Origin of the sequence: Pediococcus damnosus, from assembly GCF_001611155.1 — a bacterium.
GTDB lineage: Bacteria > Bacillota > Bacilli > Lactobacillales > Lactobacillaceae > Pediococcus > Pediococcus damnosus.
Genome location: NZ_CP012294.1, coordinates 76,740 through 93,994, shown reverse-complemented (window position 1 = coordinate 93,994; position 17,255 = coordinate 76,740). Strand labels below are relative to the sequence as shown.

General features: G+C 37.9%; 16 protein-coding genes. 12 read left to right on the top strand and 4 right to left on the bottom strand.

Going from position 1 to position 17,255, the window contains the following annotated elements; translation table 11 throughout:
* The first annotated feature begins 87 nt into the window (after positions 1–87).
* Together yihA and ADU73_RS00395 are read left to right on the top strand one after the other, a co-directional pair.
* A complete protein-coding gene (yihA, locus tag ADU73_RS00400) occupies positions 88–678 on the top strand; it encodes a ribosome biogenesis GTP-binding protein YihA/YsxC (RefSeq protein WP_046872205.1) in 591 nt (196 codons plus the stop codon).
* Positions 679–681: 3 nt separating this feature from the next.
* Entirely contained in the window at positions 682–972 is a 291-nt protein-coding gene (locus ADU73_RS00395) for a nucleoside triphosphate pyrophosphohydrolase family protein (protein ID WP_046872206.1), read from the top strand.
* 33 nt (positions 973–1,005) lie between these two features.
* Here ADU73_RS00395 and ADU73_RS10550 read toward each other — a convergent pair whose 3' ends face one another.
* A complete protein-coding gene (locus tag ADU73_RS10550; protein ID WP_167630938.1) occupies positions 1,006–1,155 on the bottom strand; it encodes an SPJ_0845 family protein in 150 nt (49 codons plus the stop codon).
* 297 nt (positions 1,156–1,452) lie between these two features.
* Between ADU73_RS10550 and ADU73_RS00390 the strand changes: the two genes are divergently transcribed.
* The 5 genes from ADU73_RS00390 (at position 1,453) to ADU73_RS00370 (ending at position 9,063) form a co-directional block, all read left to right on the top strand.
* Positions 1,453–2,931, top strand: a complete 1,479-nt coding sequence (locus ADU73_RS00390; protein ID WP_046872207.1) for an ABC transporter substrate-binding protein/permease — start codon at positions 1,453–1,455, stop codon at positions 2,929–2,931.
* Positions 2,921–3,664 carry an amino acid ABC transporter ATP-binding protein gene (locus ADU73_RS00385; protein WP_046872208.1) on the top strand — a complete coding sequence of 248 codons (744 nt, stop codon included), beginning with the start codon at positions 2,921–2,923 and terminating at the stop codon, positions 3,662–3,664. Before ADU73_RS00390 ends, ADU73_RS00385 begins: the two co-directional genes overlap by 11 nt.
* Before the next feature lie 165 nt (positions 3,665–3,829).
* Positions 3,830–5,620 carry an excinuclease ABC subunit UvrC gene (gene uvrC / locus ADU73_RS00380; RefSeq protein WP_046872209.1) on the top strand — a complete coding sequence of 597 codons (1,791 nt, stop codon included), beginning with the start codon at positions 3,830–3,832 and terminating at the stop codon, positions 5,618–5,620.
* Positions 5,621–5,752: 132 nt separating this feature from the next.
* Entirely contained in the window at positions 5,753–7,048 is a 1,296-nt protein-coding gene (obgE, locus tag ADU73_RS00375; RefSeq protein ID WP_046872210.1) for a GTPase ObgE, read from the top strand.
* 20 nt (positions 7,049–7,068) lie between these two features.
* The gene (locus ADU73_RS00370) at positions 7,069–9,063 is read left to right on the top strand and encodes an acyltransferase family protein (RefSeq protein WP_080945570.1); all 1,995 of its coding nucleotides are present in this window, start codon (positions 7,069–7,071) and stop codon (positions 9,061–9,063) included.
* Between the two features lie 63 nt (positions 9,064–9,126).
* On the opposite strand, the gene ADU73_RS00365 is transcribed toward ADU73_RS00370, so the two are convergent.
* Positions 9,127–9,909, bottom strand: a complete 783-nt coding sequence (locus tag ADU73_RS00365) for a hypothetical protein (protein ID WP_046871487.1) — start codon at positions 9,907–9,909, stop codon at positions 9,127–9,129.
* 15 nt (positions 9,910–9,924) lie between these two features.
* Positions 9,925–10,200 (bottom strand): hypothetical protein, encoded by a 276-nt coding sequence (locus ADU73_RS00360; RefSeq protein ID WP_046871486.1) that lies wholly within the window; start codon positions 10,198–10,200, stop codon positions 9,925–9,927.
* A gap of 180 nt (positions 10,201–10,380) precedes the next feature.
* Here ADU73_RS00360 and rnz point away from each other — a divergent pair, with 180 nt between their 5' ends.
* From rnz to ADU73_RS00335, 5 genes are all read left to right on the top strand, one after another.
* A complete protein-coding gene (gene rnz / locus ADU73_RS00355) occupies positions 10,381–11,307 on the top strand; it encodes a ribonuclease Z (protein WP_046871485.1) in 927 nt (308 codons plus the stop codon).
* A gap of 15 nt (positions 11,308–11,322) precedes the next feature.
* A complete protein-coding gene (locus ADU73_RS00350) occupies positions 11,323–12,138 on the top strand; it encodes an SDR family NAD(P)-dependent oxidoreductase (RefSeq protein ID WP_046871484.1) in 816 nt (271 codons plus the stop codon).
* A 12-nt stretch (positions 12,139–12,150) separates the two neighbouring features.
* Positions 12,151–12,483: a LapA family protein gene (locus ADU73_RS00345; protein WP_046871483.1), complete on the top strand. Its 333-nt coding sequence runs from the start codon at positions 12,151–12,153 to the stop codon at positions 12,481–12,483.
* A 151-nt stretch (positions 12,484–12,634) separates the two neighbouring features.
* Positions 12,635–14,953 carry a single-stranded-DNA-specific exonuclease RecJ gene (recJ, locus tag ADU73_RS00340; protein ID WP_162492790.1) on the top strand — a complete coding sequence of 773 codons (2,319 nt, stop codon included), beginning with the start codon at positions 12,635–12,637 and terminating at the stop codon, positions 14,951–14,953.
* Positions 14,953–15,471, top strand: a complete 519-nt coding sequence (locus tag ADU73_RS00335) for an adenine phosphoribosyltransferase (protein WP_046871482.1) — start codon at positions 14,953–14,955, stop codon at positions 15,469–15,471. The genes recJ and ADU73_RS00335 overlap by 1 nt, the downstream gene beginning before the upstream one ends.
* A gap of 48 nt (positions 15,472–15,519) precedes the next feature.
* On the opposite strand, the gene ADU73_RS00330 is transcribed toward ADU73_RS00335, so the two are convergent.
* Positions 15,520–16,848 (bottom strand): replication-associated recombination protein A, encoded by a 1,329-nt coding sequence (locus ADU73_RS00330; protein WP_062913062.1) that lies wholly within the window; start codon positions 16,846–16,848, stop codon positions 15,520–15,522.
* Between the last annotated feature and the right edge of the window lie 407 nt (positions 16,849–17,255).

Genomic DNA, 17,255 nt, shown 5'->3' with positions numbered 1-17,255 from the left:
AAAAGATGGTTTCTAGAAAATAGAAACCATCTTTTTTTTAACTTTTGTGTGTTAAAATTAAATCAGATTAAAAAGGTGGTTCAAGAAATGGAAGTTCATAATGTGGAGCTTGTCATGAGCGCGGTAGCTCCAGCGCAATATCCTACAACTGGTTATCCTGAAATAGCTTTAGTGGGACGCTCAAACGTAGGAAAGTCTTCCCTGACAAATGTTTTAATTAATCGAAAAAGCTATGCGCGGACTTCATCACAGCCCGGCAAGACGCAAACTTTGAACTTTTATAATGTTGAAGATCAATTATATTTTGTCGATGTCCCTGGTTATGGGTACGCGAAAGTTTCTCGTTCCGAACGAGAAAAATGGGGAACGATGATTGAAACATATCTAACCAGCCGTCCTCAATTAAAAGGGGTTATTTCACTGGTAGATGCTCGTCATGCGCCTAGCGAAGACGATGTGATGATGTATAATTGGTTGCATTATTACAGAATTCCCATATTAGTGGTTGCAACTAAGAGTGATAAAGTTGTGCGTGGTAAATGGAATAAGAGCGAGAGCTTAATCAGAAAAACGCTTCAAATTAGTGATCCTGATGAGTTTCAATTATTCTCAGCTCAAACTAAGATGGGTAAGGATGAGGTTTGGAATTGGATTGAGAAACGGATTGGGGAGGACTAGAACATGGAATTTAATGATTATCAAAAAAAAGCTAATCGGACCTTGTTTGGAAATGAGCAAGTTTTAACAAATTGCGCATTGGGATTGGCAAGTGAAAGTGGTCAGGTTGTAGATCTTGTTAAGAACTACACTTTTCACGGTAAGGATCTTAACCACGAGGAATTAACCAAAGAGATGGGCGATGTGTTGTGGTATTTATCACAAATTGCCGAGTGGGCAGATATTCCCTTTGAGCAAATCGCACAGGAAAATATTGAGACTTTAAATCAACGCTATCCTGCAAGTAACGAATAAAAAATGAGTGAAACGGCTAAGACGTCGTTTCACTCATTTTTTTGATGATTTTTGTTTTTCATTGTTATTGCTGCGTTTTAAAAATTTGTTCTTTTTGTCAGCTGTTTTTTTATCCTCTACTGGGGCGACAAACTTATCTAACATTTTTTCTAAATTAATTTCTTGTTTTACTTTTAAACCCATTAATCATTACTCCTTCAATTTTAGTGCCGATTTCTAATAATTACATTCTTCATGAGGCTATCATACCAGATTTTATATTATCTGTCAGTTATTTTGAAACATCATAGAAACTAAGAAATGATGATCGCAATTTTTAAAAATGTAAATGTAAACATTTTGAAAACGTTTTAATATACACTAATAGATGAATATATGTGGTAAAGATGAATAAAAACAATTAATTTGTAAATAAGCTTGCATAAAAAATCAAAAGCGTTTATACTTCATATATTCTATTGAATGTAGGGAGTTGCAGTTATGAAGAAAAAATTTATTGAGATTATCGCAATTATTGGATTGCTAGTTACAATGATTCCGTTTGGCAATGTTCATGCAGCCGGTGCTAATACCAGTTCAAATGATCAATCACTTGCCAAGATTCAGAAAAAGGGTGTTTTAGTAATGGGGACTAGTCCTGATTACGCGCCATACGAATTCCAAACCACTAAGAATGGTAAAAGTGTTGATGTTGGGATGGATATTAGTATCGCTAAACAAATTGCCAAAGATTTAGGCGTCAAACTTGAGATCAAAAATATGGATTTTGATTCTTTACTTGTTGCTTTACAGACGGGAAAAGTTGATATGGTTATGGCTGGGATGAATCCCACACCAGCTCGTCGTAAAAGTGTAACTTTTTCTAATATCTACTATCAAGGTGGACAAGATATTGTTATTAATAAGAAAGATAACAAAATTTACAAAAACAAAGATTCATTTGTTAATAAAACGGTTGGTGCTCAAACCGGAACAATGCAATATAATATGGCAAAAAAACAGATTCCAAATGTGAAGGTTAAAGGTTTTGATAAGGGTGCGGATTTAATTCTTGCGTTACAAACCAATAAGATTGATGGAATTGTTATGGAAAAACCAAGTGCTGAAGCTTATGTAAAAAACAACTCACAGCTTAGTTTGATTAATGGTAATTTTAATTTAAGTAAAGATGAAAGTAGCTCTGCGATTGCATTTCAAAAAGGTTCAAACACCCTTGCAGCAGCAGTAAACAAGAGTCTTGCTAAAATTAAAAAGAAGGATCTAATTAATAAAGAGTATTTAAAAGATGCTGGTAGTCACATGAAAACAAATACAGTTGATACTTCAATGTGGCATTATTGGAAATATTTTGCCAAAGGAATTGGTTATACTTTGCTAATTTCGGCTTTCTCAGTATTCTTTGGTTTCATTTTAGGAACAATTCTTGCATTTATGCGATTGAGTCGTAACAAATTATTTAAGGCAGTTTCTACAGCTTATATCGAATTTATTCGGGGAACGCCTTTAATGGTCCAGATCATGTTTGTCTACTTTGGAATTGGCCTAGTTGTGAATATACCGGCTCTAACTTCCGGAATTATTGCGGTTTCGTTAAATAGTGGTGCTTATGTGGCCGAGGTTATTCGAGGAGGGATTAATTCAATTGATAAGGGCCAGACGGAAGCAGCGCGAAGTCTGGGACTTTCAAAGAACTATACGATGCGTTATGTGGTTTTGCCGCAAGCAATTAAAAATATTTGGCCCGCACTGGGTAATGAATTTATTTCCTTAATTAAGGAAAGTTCAATCGTTTCAATCATTGGTGTGACAGATCTGATTTATCAATTGAAAATTGTTCAGTCCGATACCTATCGTGGTGTAGCGCCGATCGTTGTTGCGATGTTACTCTATTTTGTCGTTACCTTTAGTCTTTCAAAAGTTCTATCTTACTTTGAGGGGAGAATGAAACATGCCAACTAACATTTTAGATATTAAAAATTTAAAGAAAAAGTATCATGATACTGAAGTCTTGAAGGATATTTCTGAAACCGTTGAAAAAGGCCAAGTTATTTGTGTAATTGGTCCATCAGGGGCCGGAAAAAGTACTTTCCTTCGTTGTTTAACCTTGTTGGAACAGCCCACTGATGGTCACATTTTGTTTGAGGGTACTGATTTAACTACTTTAAATGAAAAACAACTTGACGAGTTACGCGAAAAAATGGGAATGGTTTTTCAAAGTTTTAATCTATTCCCAAATATGACGGTTTTAGATAACCTTAAATTGGCACCTATGAAAGTTAAAAAATTAACTGATGAGCAAGCGACCAAAAAGGCGAAAGAACTCTTGCTACAGGTCGGATTGGCCGATAAGGGGTCTGAATACCCTAGCAGCTTATCAGGTGGTCAGCAGCAACGTGTGGCCATTGCACGGGCCTTAGCGATGGAACCTGAAGTTATGTTGTTTGATGAACCTACTTCAGCGCTAGATCCAGAAATGGTTGGGGATGTTTTGAAGGTTATGAAAGACTTGGCTAAAGCCGGAATGACGATGGTCGTTGTGACTCACGAAATGGGATTTGCGCGTTCCGTCGCTGATCAGGTTTGGTTTATGGACGGCGGGTATATTCAAGAAAAGGGTACTCCTGGAGATTTCTTTGACCATCCCAAAACACAGCGGGCTCAAGTTTTTCTTTCTAAGATTCTGATGCAATAACTTAATAAATTTGGAAAGCATGCGTGAAATCTAAAATTTGACGGATGTTTTTTTGATATCTTAATATACAGATAGATGAGCGAATGTACGTTTGCTTTTTGGTTGCGACTAATATTGAAAGGCGGTATAATGTTACAAGCTGTTTACACTAGGAGGTGAAGCCAGTTGGCGTCGGAACACATTGAACATAAGTTAGCTTTATTACCGGATTTGCCCGGTTGTTATCAAATGAAAAACATCAATAGCCAAATTATTTATGTCGGGAAGGCTAAAAATTTAAAAAATCGGGTGCGTTCGTATTTTAAGAGTTCCCATGATGGAAAGACTGCGCGACTGGTTTCAGAAATTGCTGATTTTGATTACATTGTGACTTCTAGTGATAAGGAAGCTTTTCTGCTTGAAATTACTTTAATTCAAAAGTATCAACCTTATTTTAATATCAAGTTAAAACGAGGAACGGGTTACCCATATATAAAAATTACCAATGAGCGCGATCCTCAAATGATCATTTCTGGGGATTTAAAAAAGGACGGGGCCTATTATTTTGGTCCGTATCCGAATGTCTATGCAGCTGAAGAAACTTTGCATTTTTTGCAAAAGGTTTATCCATTACGGCGGTGTACAGGATTTCAACATCGGCCATGTTTGTACTATCATATGGGCCAGTGTCTCGGGGCCTGCTTTAAAACGGTGCCAAAAGAGGCCTATGATAAGCAGATTACGCGAATTAAATCATTTCTAAATGGTAACGTAAAAACGGTTAAGAAACAGCTAGTTACAAAAATGGATGATGCGGCTAAAAACTTGGAGTTTGAACGAGCGGCTGATATCCGTGATCAAATTCACTATATCGAAGTCACGGTTGAAAAACAGAAAATTATTTCTAACGATAATACACCGCGAGACTTATTTAACTTTTATATTGATAAAGGGTGGTTGTCAATCCAGGTATTTTTCATCCGGCAAGCACGATTAATGAAACGAGAAAAACGACTTTTTCCCGTTGTAAGTACAGCAACAGAAGAATTAACTTCATTTATTTTACAATTTTATAATCAAAAAAATAATTTATTACCGAATGAAATTCTGGTACCAAAGGGTCTGGATAATCAAGTGCTGAGTGATATCCTGCAGATTCCGGTTCGCACGCCACAACGAGGACAAAAGCGTGATTTGATGAACCTTGCGAAAGAAAACGCACAAATTACATTGGAAGAGAAGTTTCGGTTGCTGGAATTGGACGATTCTAAAACTGTGGGCGCCATGAAAGAAATTACAGACGCCTTAGGAATTCCTGCTGGCCACCGAATTGAAGCATTTGATCATTCTCATATTCAGGGAACAGACTTGGTCTCGGCAATGGTGGTCTTTACGGATGGTAAGCCAGATAAGAAAATGTATCGTAAGTATAAGCTGGTTACAGTGGATCATGCTGATGAAGCAGCTAGTACACGGGAAGTCATTCGCCGCAGATATACGAGGTTATTAAAAGAGCATAAGCCAATGCCAGATCTGATTTTAATGGATGGTGGCGAAATTCAATTAAATGCTGTAAAAGATGTTTTGGTAAACGAATTAAACTTGCAAATCCCAGTGGCTGGGATGGTGAAAAACGATAAGCATAAGACGGCTGATCTATTATTTGGGCCAGATGATCGCCACGTAGCTTTGGATCCAAAAAGTCAGGGATTTTACTTGGTTCAACGTATTCAAGATGAAGTTCACCGATTTGCAATTACTTTCCATCGACAAGTGCATACAAAGCACTCCTTGAGCTCACGATTAGATGATATTGCTGGGGTTGGGCCCAAGACCAGAAATAAGTTATTGCGCAAATTTGGATCCATGAAGCATATTTCAGAGGCGCCAATTGCAGATCTGCAAAAATTGGGAATCTCTGAAAATGTGGCAAAAACAATTAAAATTTCTTTAAATGGCATGCTGAAAACCAAATAACCATTAAGTACTGATACAAGTTTGAATTCTGAAAAAAGCAAATTTAATAAATGGTATAAATTAAGGCGATTCTCTGCTAAAATGAGAGTATTAGTCACAACAAGTCAAGTTGAAATAGCATTGGAGAAAAATATGTTTGTTGATCAAGTTAAAATTAATATAAAGGCCGGTAATGGCGGCAACGGCATCGTGGCTTTTCGACGCGAAAAGTTTGTTCCTAATGGTGGTCCAGCCGGTGGTGATGGCGGCCGTGGTGGCGATGTCGTTTTGAAAGTGGACTCTGGGATGAGAACGCTAATGGATTTTCGTTATCAACGTAAGTTTAAAGCGCCATCTGGTAGTAATGGCATGAATAAACAAATGACTGGGCGGAGTGCTCAAGATTTTGTGATTAATGTCCCTGGTGGAACAATTGTGAAAGACACAGAAACTGGCGAGGTTATTGGTGATTTAGTGGATAACGATGAGACCCTGGTGGTTGCCAAAGGTGGCCGTGGCGGTCGGGGCAATATTCACTTTGCTAGTCCCAAAAATCCTGCTCCAGAGATTGCCGAAAATGGTGAACCGGGACGAGAGCGAAGTATTCAGTTAGAACTTCGCCTATTAGCTGATGTTGGATTACTTGGTTTCCCATCCGTAGGAAAATCTACTTTATTATCAGTTGTTACAAGTGCTAAGCCTAAAATTGCTGAATATCATTTCACAACGTTGGTTCCTAACTTGGGGATGGTACGTTTGGATGATGGGCGGGATTTTGTAATTGCAGATATTCCTGGATTAATCGAAGGCGCTTCACAAGGGGTTGGACTAGGATTTGAATTTCTCCGTCATGTGGAACGGACAAAAGTTTTATTACATCTTGTTGATATGAGTGTTGTCGAAGAAGTTGACCCGTTTGATAGTTATCAAAAGATTAATCAAGAGTTAGGCAAATATGATCCAGACTTAATTAAACGACGTCAGATCATTGTGCCAACCAAGATGGATATGCCAAATTCAGAAGATAATTTAAAAGAGTTTGAAAAGAAAATTCAAGAATCAACCAAAAATACTGAAACGCCGGATATCTTTCCAATCTCAGCTGTTACCCATAAAGGATTAGAACCTTTAATGCAACATACAGCAGATGTGCTTGAAAATACACCTGATCCAATTCCGGCACCAGTTGTTTCGGATGATTCAGTCACCTATGCCTATGAACCAAAACAACCATTTTCAATTACTCAAGATGAAGATGGTGTTTGGGTATTGACGGGCGAAAAGCTCGAAAGATTATTTAAGATGACTAATACAGAACATGATGACAGTATGATTCGATTTGCTCGTCAAATGCGCGGGATGGGTGTGGATGATGCTTTGCGTAAGGCAGGCATTAAGAACGGAGATTCAGTTCGAATCTTAGATTTTACATTTGAATTCGTTGACTAAACGGTTATAGAGGGATGCATATGGATTTAGAAAAAACAACTTCTGTGGGGAAATCCAGTAAGCAAGGAAGTAAAAACGAAAATACTTCGGGAAAAACACATACAAAACGGCTGAAACATAGCCGATACATATCTGGGTTCGATGGACTTAGAACGCTAGCGTTGTTGGGCGTTATTTTGTATCATCTTCTTCCTTATGACTTAAAAGGTGGTTATTTGGGAGTTCCCATTTTCTTTGCAATTTCGGGATATTTAATTACTGACTTGTTTGTTCAAGAATGGGATCAAAATGGATCGATCAAAATATGGTCCTTTTATGGGCGCCGTTTGAAAAGGCTTTATCCAACTTTGGTGGTTGTGTTGCTAGCAAGTACAGCTTACATGACGTTATTTGCTCAAAATCTTCTTACCCACATCAAAAGTGTTTTATGGACAAACCTTTTATTTGTTTATAATTGGTGGCAAATAGGTAACGGTCAGTCCTATTTTGATCGCTATAATGGCGAATCACCTTTTACCCATCTATGGTATTTATCTGTGCTTGGCCAGTATTACTTTATCTGGCCAGTTGTGATGATTGCGCTGTTGTTTACCTTTAAAAATCGTAGTCATATTTTGGGTGTCTTAAGTGGTTTAGCGATTGTGTCTGCTTTGTTGATGCTAATTCTTTATGATCCAAGTAATACGAACCGGGTTTATTACGGTTCGGACACGCGGATGACTCCGTATTTGTTGGGTGCCGCACTAGCATTCTTCTGGCCTTCGACGCATCTTAATCCTCATTTAAAGAAAAATGCGCGATGGTTCCTAAATATATTGGGACTAATCTCGCTAATCTTTATTGTTTGGATGGCGTTTGATCTGAGTGGAACTGGTAGTTTTGCTTATCGTGGAGGAATGCTGATTTTCTCCATCTTTTCGGTAATCTTGATTGCTGTGATCGCACATCCTGGAGCAAGCTTTAACAAGTGGTTTAGCAATCCGGTTTTCGCGTGGATTGGAAAACGGAGTTATGGGATTTATTTGTATCAGTTTCCTGTGATGATCTTTTATGAAAGGGCAGTTGTAAATATTGCCGCTCATCCATTATGGAATGCGTTGGTAGAAGCAGCTATTATTGTGGTAATCAGTGATCTTTCGTATCGCTTTATTGAAACCCCGTTAACTCACTTTAATTACGCGCACCCAATTCAAGCTCTCAATACTTTATTCAGACAGCATAAAAAGGGACGTTACTGGATTATTCCAATTGTTGTTGTCCTAGTAATCGCATTAGTTGGTATTGTTAATGGTTCAAATAATAATGGCAATCACCATAGTGCTCTGCAAATTAATATTACACAAAATAAGAAGAAATCTGAAAAACAAAATGATAAAGCTTTAAAGGCGCAAAAAGAAGCCGCAGCAAAGAAGAAACAGCATGCTGAAGAAGTTGCAAAAATAAAAAAAGAAAAAGCAATTAAATTAACTTCTAAAGAAAAAACAATTAAAACGAAGTATGATCTGCAACCTTCAGAAGTAAAAATTGCCCAAAAGATGTCAGTTACTGGAGTTGGTGATTCGATTATGGCAGATACCTCAGATGATTTGCAGGAAGTCTTTCCAACTGCTTACATTTCAGCTAAGGTAGGACGTCAAGTTTGGCAAGCAGCGAGTTTGTTACGAGAAATGGACTCACAAGGTAATTTGAGTAGTAATGTTTTGCTTAATTTAGGGACTAACGGTCCATTTACTAGTGAACAGTTAAAATCCATTGTTTCAATCATTGGGACTAAAAGACAGATATTCTGGGTAAATGTACATGTGCCTACCCAAAATTGGCAATCTCAAGTTAATAAAGAAATAGCAGATGCGGCCCAAAAATATAAGAATGTGCATGTCGTTGATTGGTATGGGGTTAGTCAGAAAAATTCTGATTGGTTCTATCAAGATCATGTCCATCCTAATATTGAAGGTAGCAAGGCGTATACTGCTTTGATTACTAAAGCAATTGTGAAGTATGGCAGTACAGATTAAATAAAAAGTCCAATTTACAAACTATCTCGGAAGAGAAGCAAGTAAATTGGACTTTTTGTTTATTTAAAAAGTGATTTTTGAATCTAAAGAATCTTTTGAAAGGGTCTTGCCAGATAAACTATAAGCACTTGAAAATTGAATTGTACAACTATTAAGTGTGTGGACGAGAGATGCTGGGACCAAAACGACAACGTTGGTATTTAATTTCTTACCAGCCGCAAGTTTCTTACCAGCGACACTATCAACCATATTGCTAATTGGCGTTCCGGCATAATCATTTGAAAGCTTTATGTAGTTTAAGCCACCAATGATGACCATCTGGTTACTTTCGTTTTGGACAGTGTACTTTAATTGCAACGTGTAATAGGTGCTACTAATATCGGTGTTATTAAAAGCATCAGCTACCACTTTTTTTGCCTTAGCCGTTTTGGCTTCATTTTTTAATAACCGTGTTTGACTAATTTGATATCGCAATGGCCTGTTAATAATAACTTGGTCCGTTTTCTTATATTTATCTAAAGTTAATTTAGTTCCAAAATTATCATAAGAAAATTGTTTCTTGTTAGTTAGATCACCATGGGGAACGTAATTAGTACTTTTTTTAATTTTTGTTGGAACACTGTAGCTACTTGATTTTTTGGTGTTATCGGCGCTATTAGTTGAAGCTGAATCCGAGCTTGCAGAACTTTCTTTTGAGCTGGATGAACTAGCTTTTTTATGGGCGTTTTTGTTTTGATTTGTAAAAGTTTCTTTACCCTTATTTTGGTAATGAGAATCTGCATTTTGGGAGGTACACCCACCCAAAAATAATGTTCCAAGTAAAACGAATGCCATAAATTTTTTCATATTTTTTTACCACTCTTATCCTAAAATTATTTTTTGATCGCGCAGATGATAGCCAAAAAGTTTGATTTGACTAGTTTCTGAGTAAGCGAGTTGACGAGACCCACTGATTGCCTGAACACGGGCTTCAAATTGATCAAGTGTTAGCGGTGATGATCCGGGGACAACAATTAACCATTGATTAAGTAGTTGCAATGATGAAACCGGTAGGGCAGCCTGATCTGCAGGCTTAAAGTAAAGCTTCAGTTGTGGATCTAGTGCTGCAACAGAAAGATTAAAATCAATTAAACGCATGTGACCTTCTCCATTATATCCCGTGAATTTGGTTTGTAGATTACATTATCAATTATAATTGATTACAGAACCCATTTGAAGTGTAAACTATGAGACATTGCATAGCAAATTAGGTGAAAAATGTGGTATGGTATTTAGGGTAGTGTTTTAAAAAACAAGAGTAAATGGGGAACGATCGTTATGGATTTAGAATTTTTAGGAACCGGAGCAGGAGTTCCCGGTAAATTTAGAAATGTGACAAGTATTGCATTGAAGCTTTTAGATGAGCGGAACTCAATTTGGTTGTTCGATGTCGGTGAAGGCACACAGCAACAAATCTTACGAACCACCATTAAGCCTCGTAAAATTGACAAAATTTTCATCACCCATTTGCATGGTGATCATCTGTTTGGGCTTCCTGGGTTGTTGAGCAGTCGTTCATTTCAGGGCGGTGAATCAGAGTTGGTTATTTACGGGCCTAAAGGAATTCGCCAATTTGTTCAAACGGCAATGCGAATTTCTGATTCACATCTGTCTTATCCAATTCGCTTTGTTGAACTAGGTGATGAGGGTGTTATTTTTGAAGATGACAAATTCAAAGTTTCGTTTATGCGATTGGATCATCGGATTGAGAGTGTTGGTTATCGGATTGTCGAAAAAGATCATCAAGGGCAACTGCAAGTTGATAAATTAAAAGAATTACATGTGCCATCTGGACCGTTATATGGACGCTTAAAAAAAGGTGAGACGGTTACATTAGATGATGGACGTAAAATAGATGGTAAGGATTACTTAGGGAAACCACAGCCTGGACGAATTGTTGCGATTTTAGGGGATACCCGGAAGACTAAAAACAGTCCGATTTTGGCTCAGAATGCGGATGTATTAGTTCATGAAAGTACCTTCGCAAAAAATGAAAGTAAGCTCGCTCGGAATTATTACCATTCAACTAATGTTCAAGCAGCCGGGATTGCTAAAGAAGCCAATGTGAAGCGGCTAATTTTGACGCATATTTCGGCACGTTATACTGGTAAAATGGCAAACGACCTGCAAAAGCAGGCTCAATCAGTGTTTAAAGCCACAAAAGTTGTTCATGATTTTGATGTAATTCATATTCCGCTCAAATAGATGAGGAGTGATCAAATGCTAACAAGATTGCGAGAACTACGTGATTTAAATGGTAAATTGGTTTTAATTACAGGTGCTTCAAGTGGTTTAGGTAAGTTAGTGGCATATGAGGTGGCTGCACGGGGCGCAAACGTTGTTTTATGTGCGCGTAATTTAAAGGCTTTGCGTAAAGTAGCAGATAAGTGCAAAGAGATTTCACAAACTGATGCTTATGTGGTCGAATTAGATGTATCTGATCCAGACGCAATTGATCGACAGTTAACTCATGTTTTGCAGGATATTGGTTCGGTAGATATTTTAGTGAATAGTGCTGGTTTTGGAATTTTTGAATCATTTCAAAAGTTTGATATGGATAAGGCAGAAAATATGTTCCGAGTAAATGTTTTGGGGCTTATGTATGTAACTCAAAAAATAGCTCAACAAATGATTGATTCCGGTAGGGGACAGATTTTTAATATTGCATCGGTGGCTGGAAAGATTGCTACTCCTAAATCAACAATTTATTCGGCAACTAAGTTTGCGGTTATTGGCTTTTCTAATGCTTTAAGATTAGAATTACGGCCACTTGGAATTCAGGTTACCACGGTGAATCCCGGTCCAATGGATACTAATTTCTTTAAACGTTCAGAAACAAGCAGTAAGTATTTTGAGAGTGTCAAATTCTTGGCACTGTCACCTGAAAAAGTTGCCCATCAGATTACAAATGCGATGGGCTATCCACGTCGTGAAATTAATGCTCCTGCTTATATGGAAGCAATTCACCGAGGATACGAGTTATTCCCCAAACTTGGGGATCGTTTGGCAAGTAGTTCATTATTTAACCGAAAGTAAGGCATTTGAGACATGAAAAATCAATGGCGAGTGATTATGATTTTAGTTTTGGTATTATTGGTAGCGGCTTTTGCAGTAGTCAATGTGAGTGAAGTACCAATAAGTCTTCTGTTCACGACGGTTCACTGGCCACTAGTTTTAGTGATCCTAGTATCTGTGGTTGCTGGGGCGTTAATTACGTTTCTGGTTTCAATGGGAACGAGTATGAAACAAAAACGAGAGCATCGTCATGAGATTGACGTGGCAAGCAAAGAAATTGATGACCTCCGCGAAGAAAACAAGTCTTTAAAGCGGCGTATAAATAATGTTAGTAGCAAAAATGATCAAAAAATTGAAGAGCTATAATTGGTTGGATAACAACTAACTTGGCAAGAAACTAAAATGATTAAGAATTGAGCGAAAGATCGAAAATCTCATTTGAGTAACGGCTTTCGTTCATTTTGTTTTTTATGAATTAGAAAGTGAAGTAGTGCTGAAATCAAAATATAATTGGCAAATGCCAAAAAAACAAATCGATTCCAAAAAAGTAACAGAAATTGCCCAAGCTTGTGACTTAAGTGAAGTTGCCGCGACTGTTTTAATTGGGCGGGGCTATGATACGGTGGAGAAGGCTACCCAATTTCTAAAACTAGATCCGGAAATGATTCATGATCCATTCTTGCTTCATGATATGCAAAAAGCTGTTGATCGCATTCAAGCTGCGATTGTGGCAAATGAAAAAATCGTGGTTTATGGTGATTACGATGCTGATGGGGTTACAAGCACAACTATTATGTTTGAAACCCTAAATGAATTGGGAGCAGATGTTGATTACTTTGTTCCGGATCGTTTTAAAGATGGTTATGGGCCGAACATGGCTGAATATCAACAATTCATTGAGAATGGTGTGCAGTTAATGATTACCGTTGATAACGGTGTAGCAGGTAACGAACCCATCAATTATGCGGTGACACATGGCATGGATGTCATTGTTACGGACCATCATGAAATGCCAAAAGAGCTTCCAAATGCGACCGCCATTGTCCATCCGCGTTATCCTGGTAGCCACTATCCATTTTCTGATCTTTCCGGAGTTGGAGTTGCTTTTAAGGTTGCTTCAGTATTACTAGATGAGGTGCCAGAAGAGTTTTTAGATTTGGTTGCGATTGGAACCATTGGAGATTTGGTTTCCTTAACGGATGAAAACCGCTTTTTGGTGACTAGTGGTTTAAAGGTAATGAGTGAAGGCCAGCGTGTGGGTCTCAACGCTTTACTAAAAGTCTGTGGTTTAGAAGGCCAAGAAATTAATGAGCAGGATATTGGTTTTACAATTGCCCCACGGTTAAATGCCGTTGGCCGAATTGGCAATGCTGGCGAAGCAGTTGAGTTATTAACGACGTTTGATGATGAAAAGGCGGACCAGATTGCTAAACACATTGATTCCGTAAATGAACAACGTAAACAATTGGTTTCGGATATCTATGATGAGGCAGTTGTTCAGGCGCAAACACCTGAGAATGTGGCTCGAAAAACATTAGTAATCACAGGAACTGATTGGCATCAAGGCGTTTTAGGAATTGTGGCTAGTCGTTTGGTCGAGGCAACTGGAAAACCAACGATCGTCTTAAGCGCTGCGGAAACAGAACCCAATTTCAAAGGATCTGGACGAAGCGTTGAAGCGTTAAATTTATTTGAGGCTTTAAACAGTCAACGTGATTTGTATGTAAACTTTGGTGGCCACCACATGGCAGTTGGGTTAACGATTGCGAAAACAAACGTTGAAGCTTTACGACAACTGCTCGAAAAATCAGCTGATGGAGCTCAGTTGAATCCAAATCAAATAGCACCATTGGCGATTGACGAAACTTTGAAAGTTGATCAGATTAGTTTGCAAGTGATTCAGGATTTACAACGTCTAGGACCTTTTGGAACGGATAATCCCATTCCTGAATTTGAGATTGATCCTGAACAAGTAGTAAATGCCAAACAAATTGGTGCCGATAAAAGCCATTTGAAATTTCAATTGGCCGGGAAAAAACAGCAAATTGATACAATTGCATTTCAGCAAGGAGCCTTGTTGCCATTTATACAGGCCGTTCCAGATCACGTTAAAGTGGTTGGAACGCTAGAATCCAATACTTGGCGAAATCAAACGAAGCCGCAAGTGATGGTTAAAGACTTACTGATTGATGCCATTCCAGTGATTGATAAACGAACAACGCATCTTAGTCTTCAGTTATTTTCAGAACCAGCGACCTATGTGTTTTTTCATAAGATTACTTATAAGCGGGTCAAACCATACTTGGCCGCTGATGTTAAAACAGTGGTTTTGGATGGCAATATGCAAAATGATACTTCCTTAACTGGAAATCTTACGTTAGTTGATTGTCCCGATTCAATTTCTAAATTTACAAATTGGTTGAGCGATCAAGAGCCGGATAGTCTAACAGTTTATTTTTATCAGAAGAATAATGCTTACTTGGATGGGATGCCGAACCGTGAACAGAGTGGAAAAGTGTTTAAATTCTTTGTTAATCATCCGGTAATTGATTTAAAAACGCAATTACCAGATGTGATTAAGCATTTGCGTATAACTCAAAGTGTATTAGTTTTCTTAATTCAGGTGTTTTCTGAGTTGAAATTTGTTAAAATAGAAAACGGTCGTGTTTCATACATTCAGAATCCAACGCCCCAAAAGTTAACCGAAGCGCCGGCCTATAAATTAAGAGAAGAACAAATTAAAACACAAGAAAAATTGTTGTACAGCAAATCTGCTACTCTGAAAACTTGGATTCAAGAACAGTTGGCAGATAAAAACGAAGGAGTTGCTGATTAATGGCACTAGATTTACATGATTATGTTGCAAGTATTCCTGATTATCCTGAAAAGGGCGTTATTTTTCGTGATATTTCCCCTTTAATGGGTGATGGAGCTGCTTATAAACAAGCTACAAATGAAATTGTTAATTATGCGCGCGATAAGGGTGTTGAAATGATTGTGGGACCAGAAGCCCGCGGATTTATCGTTGGCTGTCCAGTTGCTTATGAATTGGGCGTTGGTTTTGCGCCAGCTCGTAAAAAGGGTAAATTGCCTCGTCCAACGATCAAGGCCACTTATGACTTGGAATACGGCACTTCTTCACTTTATCTGCATAAGGATGCCGTTAAGCCAGGACAAAGAGTTTTAGTGACTGATGATTTGCTTGCGACCGGGGGTACAATTTCAGCCACCATTGATTTAGTTGAAGAGCTAGGCGGCATTGTGGTCGGAACGGCTTTTATCATTGAGTTAAAGGATATGCATGGTCGCGACAAGATTAAAGATTATGACATGCTTTCATTAATGAAATACTAAATTCTAACAATAAAGCACGAACAAATTTAATTTTGTTCGTGCTTTTTTCTATTCGTTATCATGTTTAGCATGCCAATTTTTGATGTATTCAAGCCGTTGTTTAAAACGTTTTTCATTACCTTCTTCAGTAGGTACATAATATTCATGGTCTTCTAAATCGGGTGGCATAGTTTTCATATTAGTTAGCTTGTCTTTTTCTGAATGTGCATATTGATAATCCTTGCCATAGCCTAGATCGCCCATTAGTTTGGTGGGAGCATTTCTAATTTGAAGTGGCACTGGTTCATTTCCCGTTTTCTTCACATCTTTTTTGGCATTTAAACGGGCTTTATAAACCGAGTTGGATTTTGGTGCCAAGGATAAGTAAATGACCGCTTCGGTTAAATGGACATCACATTCAGGCATTCCTAAGAACTGGCAAGCCTGGAAAACATTAATGGTGAGTTCCAACGCTCTTGTGTCAGCTACGCCAATATCTTCACTGGCAAAACGGACTAACCTGCGGGCAATGTAAAGTGGATCTTCTCCGCCGTCTAACATCCGTGATAACCAATAAATAGCTGCATTGACGTCACTATTGCGCATGGACTTGTGCAAAGCTGAAATAATGTTGTAGTGTTCTTCGCCATGTTTATCATAGCGAAGCGACTTGGTATTGATAAATTGATTTAGGTTAGAATCGGTAATAGTCACAGTGTTATCCTTATGATCCGCATTTAGCACTGCCATTTCGAGGGTATTTAGTGCAATGCGGGCATCACCATTGGCAAACTGAGAAATTAGAGATAATGTCTCATCGGAAATCTCGACTTTCAGTTTTGGAAAGGCGTTTGGGTTGTTCAAAGCCTTACGTAAAAGGGTCACAATTTCTTTTGGCTGCAATTCTTTTAAAACGAAAACTTTACAGCGGGAAAGAAGCGCCGAATTAATTTCAAATGAAGGATTTTCGGTAGTAGCGCCAATCAGGATGATACTGCCACGTTCTACAAAGGGTAAAAAAGCGTCTTGTTGGGCTTTGTTAAACCGATGAATTTCATCGACAAAGACAATCGTTTTTTGACCGATTTCCCGATTGTCTTCCGCTTCCTCCATAATCTTGCGAATATCCTTAATCCCACTAGTTACGGCACTGAACGTAATTAAGTGGGATTTTGTTTTATGGGCAATGATTTGGGCAAGCGTTGTTTTGCCAACACCAGGCGGTCCCCAGAATATAATGGAAGGTAACTGGTCTTGATCAATAATTTCACGTAAAACTTTGCCTGGCCCTAATAGGTGCGTCTGCCCGGTAAATTCGTCAAGCGTTTGAGGGCGCACACGGTTAGCCAGTGGGCTGTTTTGATTGTTTTGATTAGCGAATAAAGATTCCTGTTTCAAAATGTGCTCCTTTGAATTCGATTGTTTAGTTAAATTAAACACTAGTTTTGGAAGAAAGTTAACTAAAGTGAATTTTAAGCTGGAAATTGAGGAATACTTAATTATCTATCAGTTTTGAATCAGTTATAGCAGATGTGTTAAAAAAGGAAACGAATCTCAGAAACTTTTACGGAAAACACGCGGAATTTGGTAGATTAATAAACAATAAACATAAATGTTGATGATGATATCCCAAGTTTTTATTAGTTAAAGAGTACTAATCATGATTTTTGGTTAAAAATTAGTCTTGGTTGTACAGAAGGAGATAGGAATTATTCAAAAAAATTACAAAAAAAGAGATAAAAAGAGTTAATATATATAAATAGGCAAGATTTTTAACCGGAAATGATTGTAAAATCGTTTCCAAT

What these genes read in the sequence shown, in the direction of transcription:
- yihA (WP_046872205.1), top strand. Translation starts at nt 88, where the DNA reads ATGGAAGTTCATAATGTGGAGCTTGTCATGAGCGCGGTAGCTCCAGCG.
- ADU73_RS00395 (WP_046872206.1), top strand. Translation starts at nt 682, where the DNA reads ATGGAATTTAATGATTATCAAAAAAAAGCTAATCGGACCTTGTTTGGA.
- ADU73_RS10550 (WP_167630938.1), bottom strand. Translation starts at nt 1,155, where the DNA reads ATGGGTTTAAAAGTAAAACAAGAAATTAATTTAGAAAAAATGTTAGAT.
- ADU73_RS00390 (WP_046872207.1), top strand. Translation starts at nt 1,453, where the DNA reads ATGAAGAAAAAATTTATTGAGATTATCGCAATTATTGGATTGCTAGTT.
- ADU73_RS00385 (WP_046872208.1), top strand. Translation starts at nt 2,921, where the DNA reads ATGCCAACTAACATTTTAGATATTAAAAATTTAAAGAAAAAGTATCAT.
- obgE (WP_046872210.1), top strand. Translation starts at nt 5,753, where the DNA reads ATGTTTGTTGATCAAGTTAAAATTAATATAAAGGCCGGTAATGGCGGC.
- ADU73_RS00370 (WP_080945570.1), top strand. Translation starts at nt 7,069, where the DNA reads ATGGATTTAGAAAAAACAACTTCTGTGGGGAAATCCAGTAAGCAAGGA.
- ADU73_RS00365 (WP_046871487.1), bottom strand. Translation starts at nt 9,909, where the DNA reads ATGAAAAAATTTATGGCATTCGTTTTACTTGGAACATTATTTTTGGGT.
- ADU73_RS00360 (WP_046871486.1), bottom strand. Translation starts at nt 10,200, where the DNA reads ATGCGTTTAATTGATTTTAATCTTTCTGTTGCAGCACTAGATCCACAA.
- rnz (WP_046871485.1), top strand. Translation starts at nt 10,381, where the DNA reads ATGGATTTAGAATTTTTAGGAACCGGAGCAGGAGTTCCCGGTAAATTT.
- ADU73_RS00350 (WP_046871484.1), top strand. Translation starts at nt 11,323, where the DNA reads ATGCTAACAAGATTGCGAGAACTACGTGATTTAAATGGTAAATTGGTT.
- ADU73_RS00345 (WP_046871483.1), top strand. Translation starts at nt 12,151, where the DNA reads ATGAAAAATCAATGGCGAGTGATTATGATTTTAGTTTTGGTATTATTG.
- recJ (WP_162492790.1), top strand. Translation starts at nt 12,635, where the DNA reads ATGCCAAAAAAACAAATCGATTCCAAAAAAGTAACAGAAATTGCCCAA.
- ADU73_RS00335 (WP_046871482.1), top strand. Translation starts at nt 14,953, where the DNA reads ATGGCACTAGATTTACATGATTATGTTGCAAGTATTCCTGATTATCCT.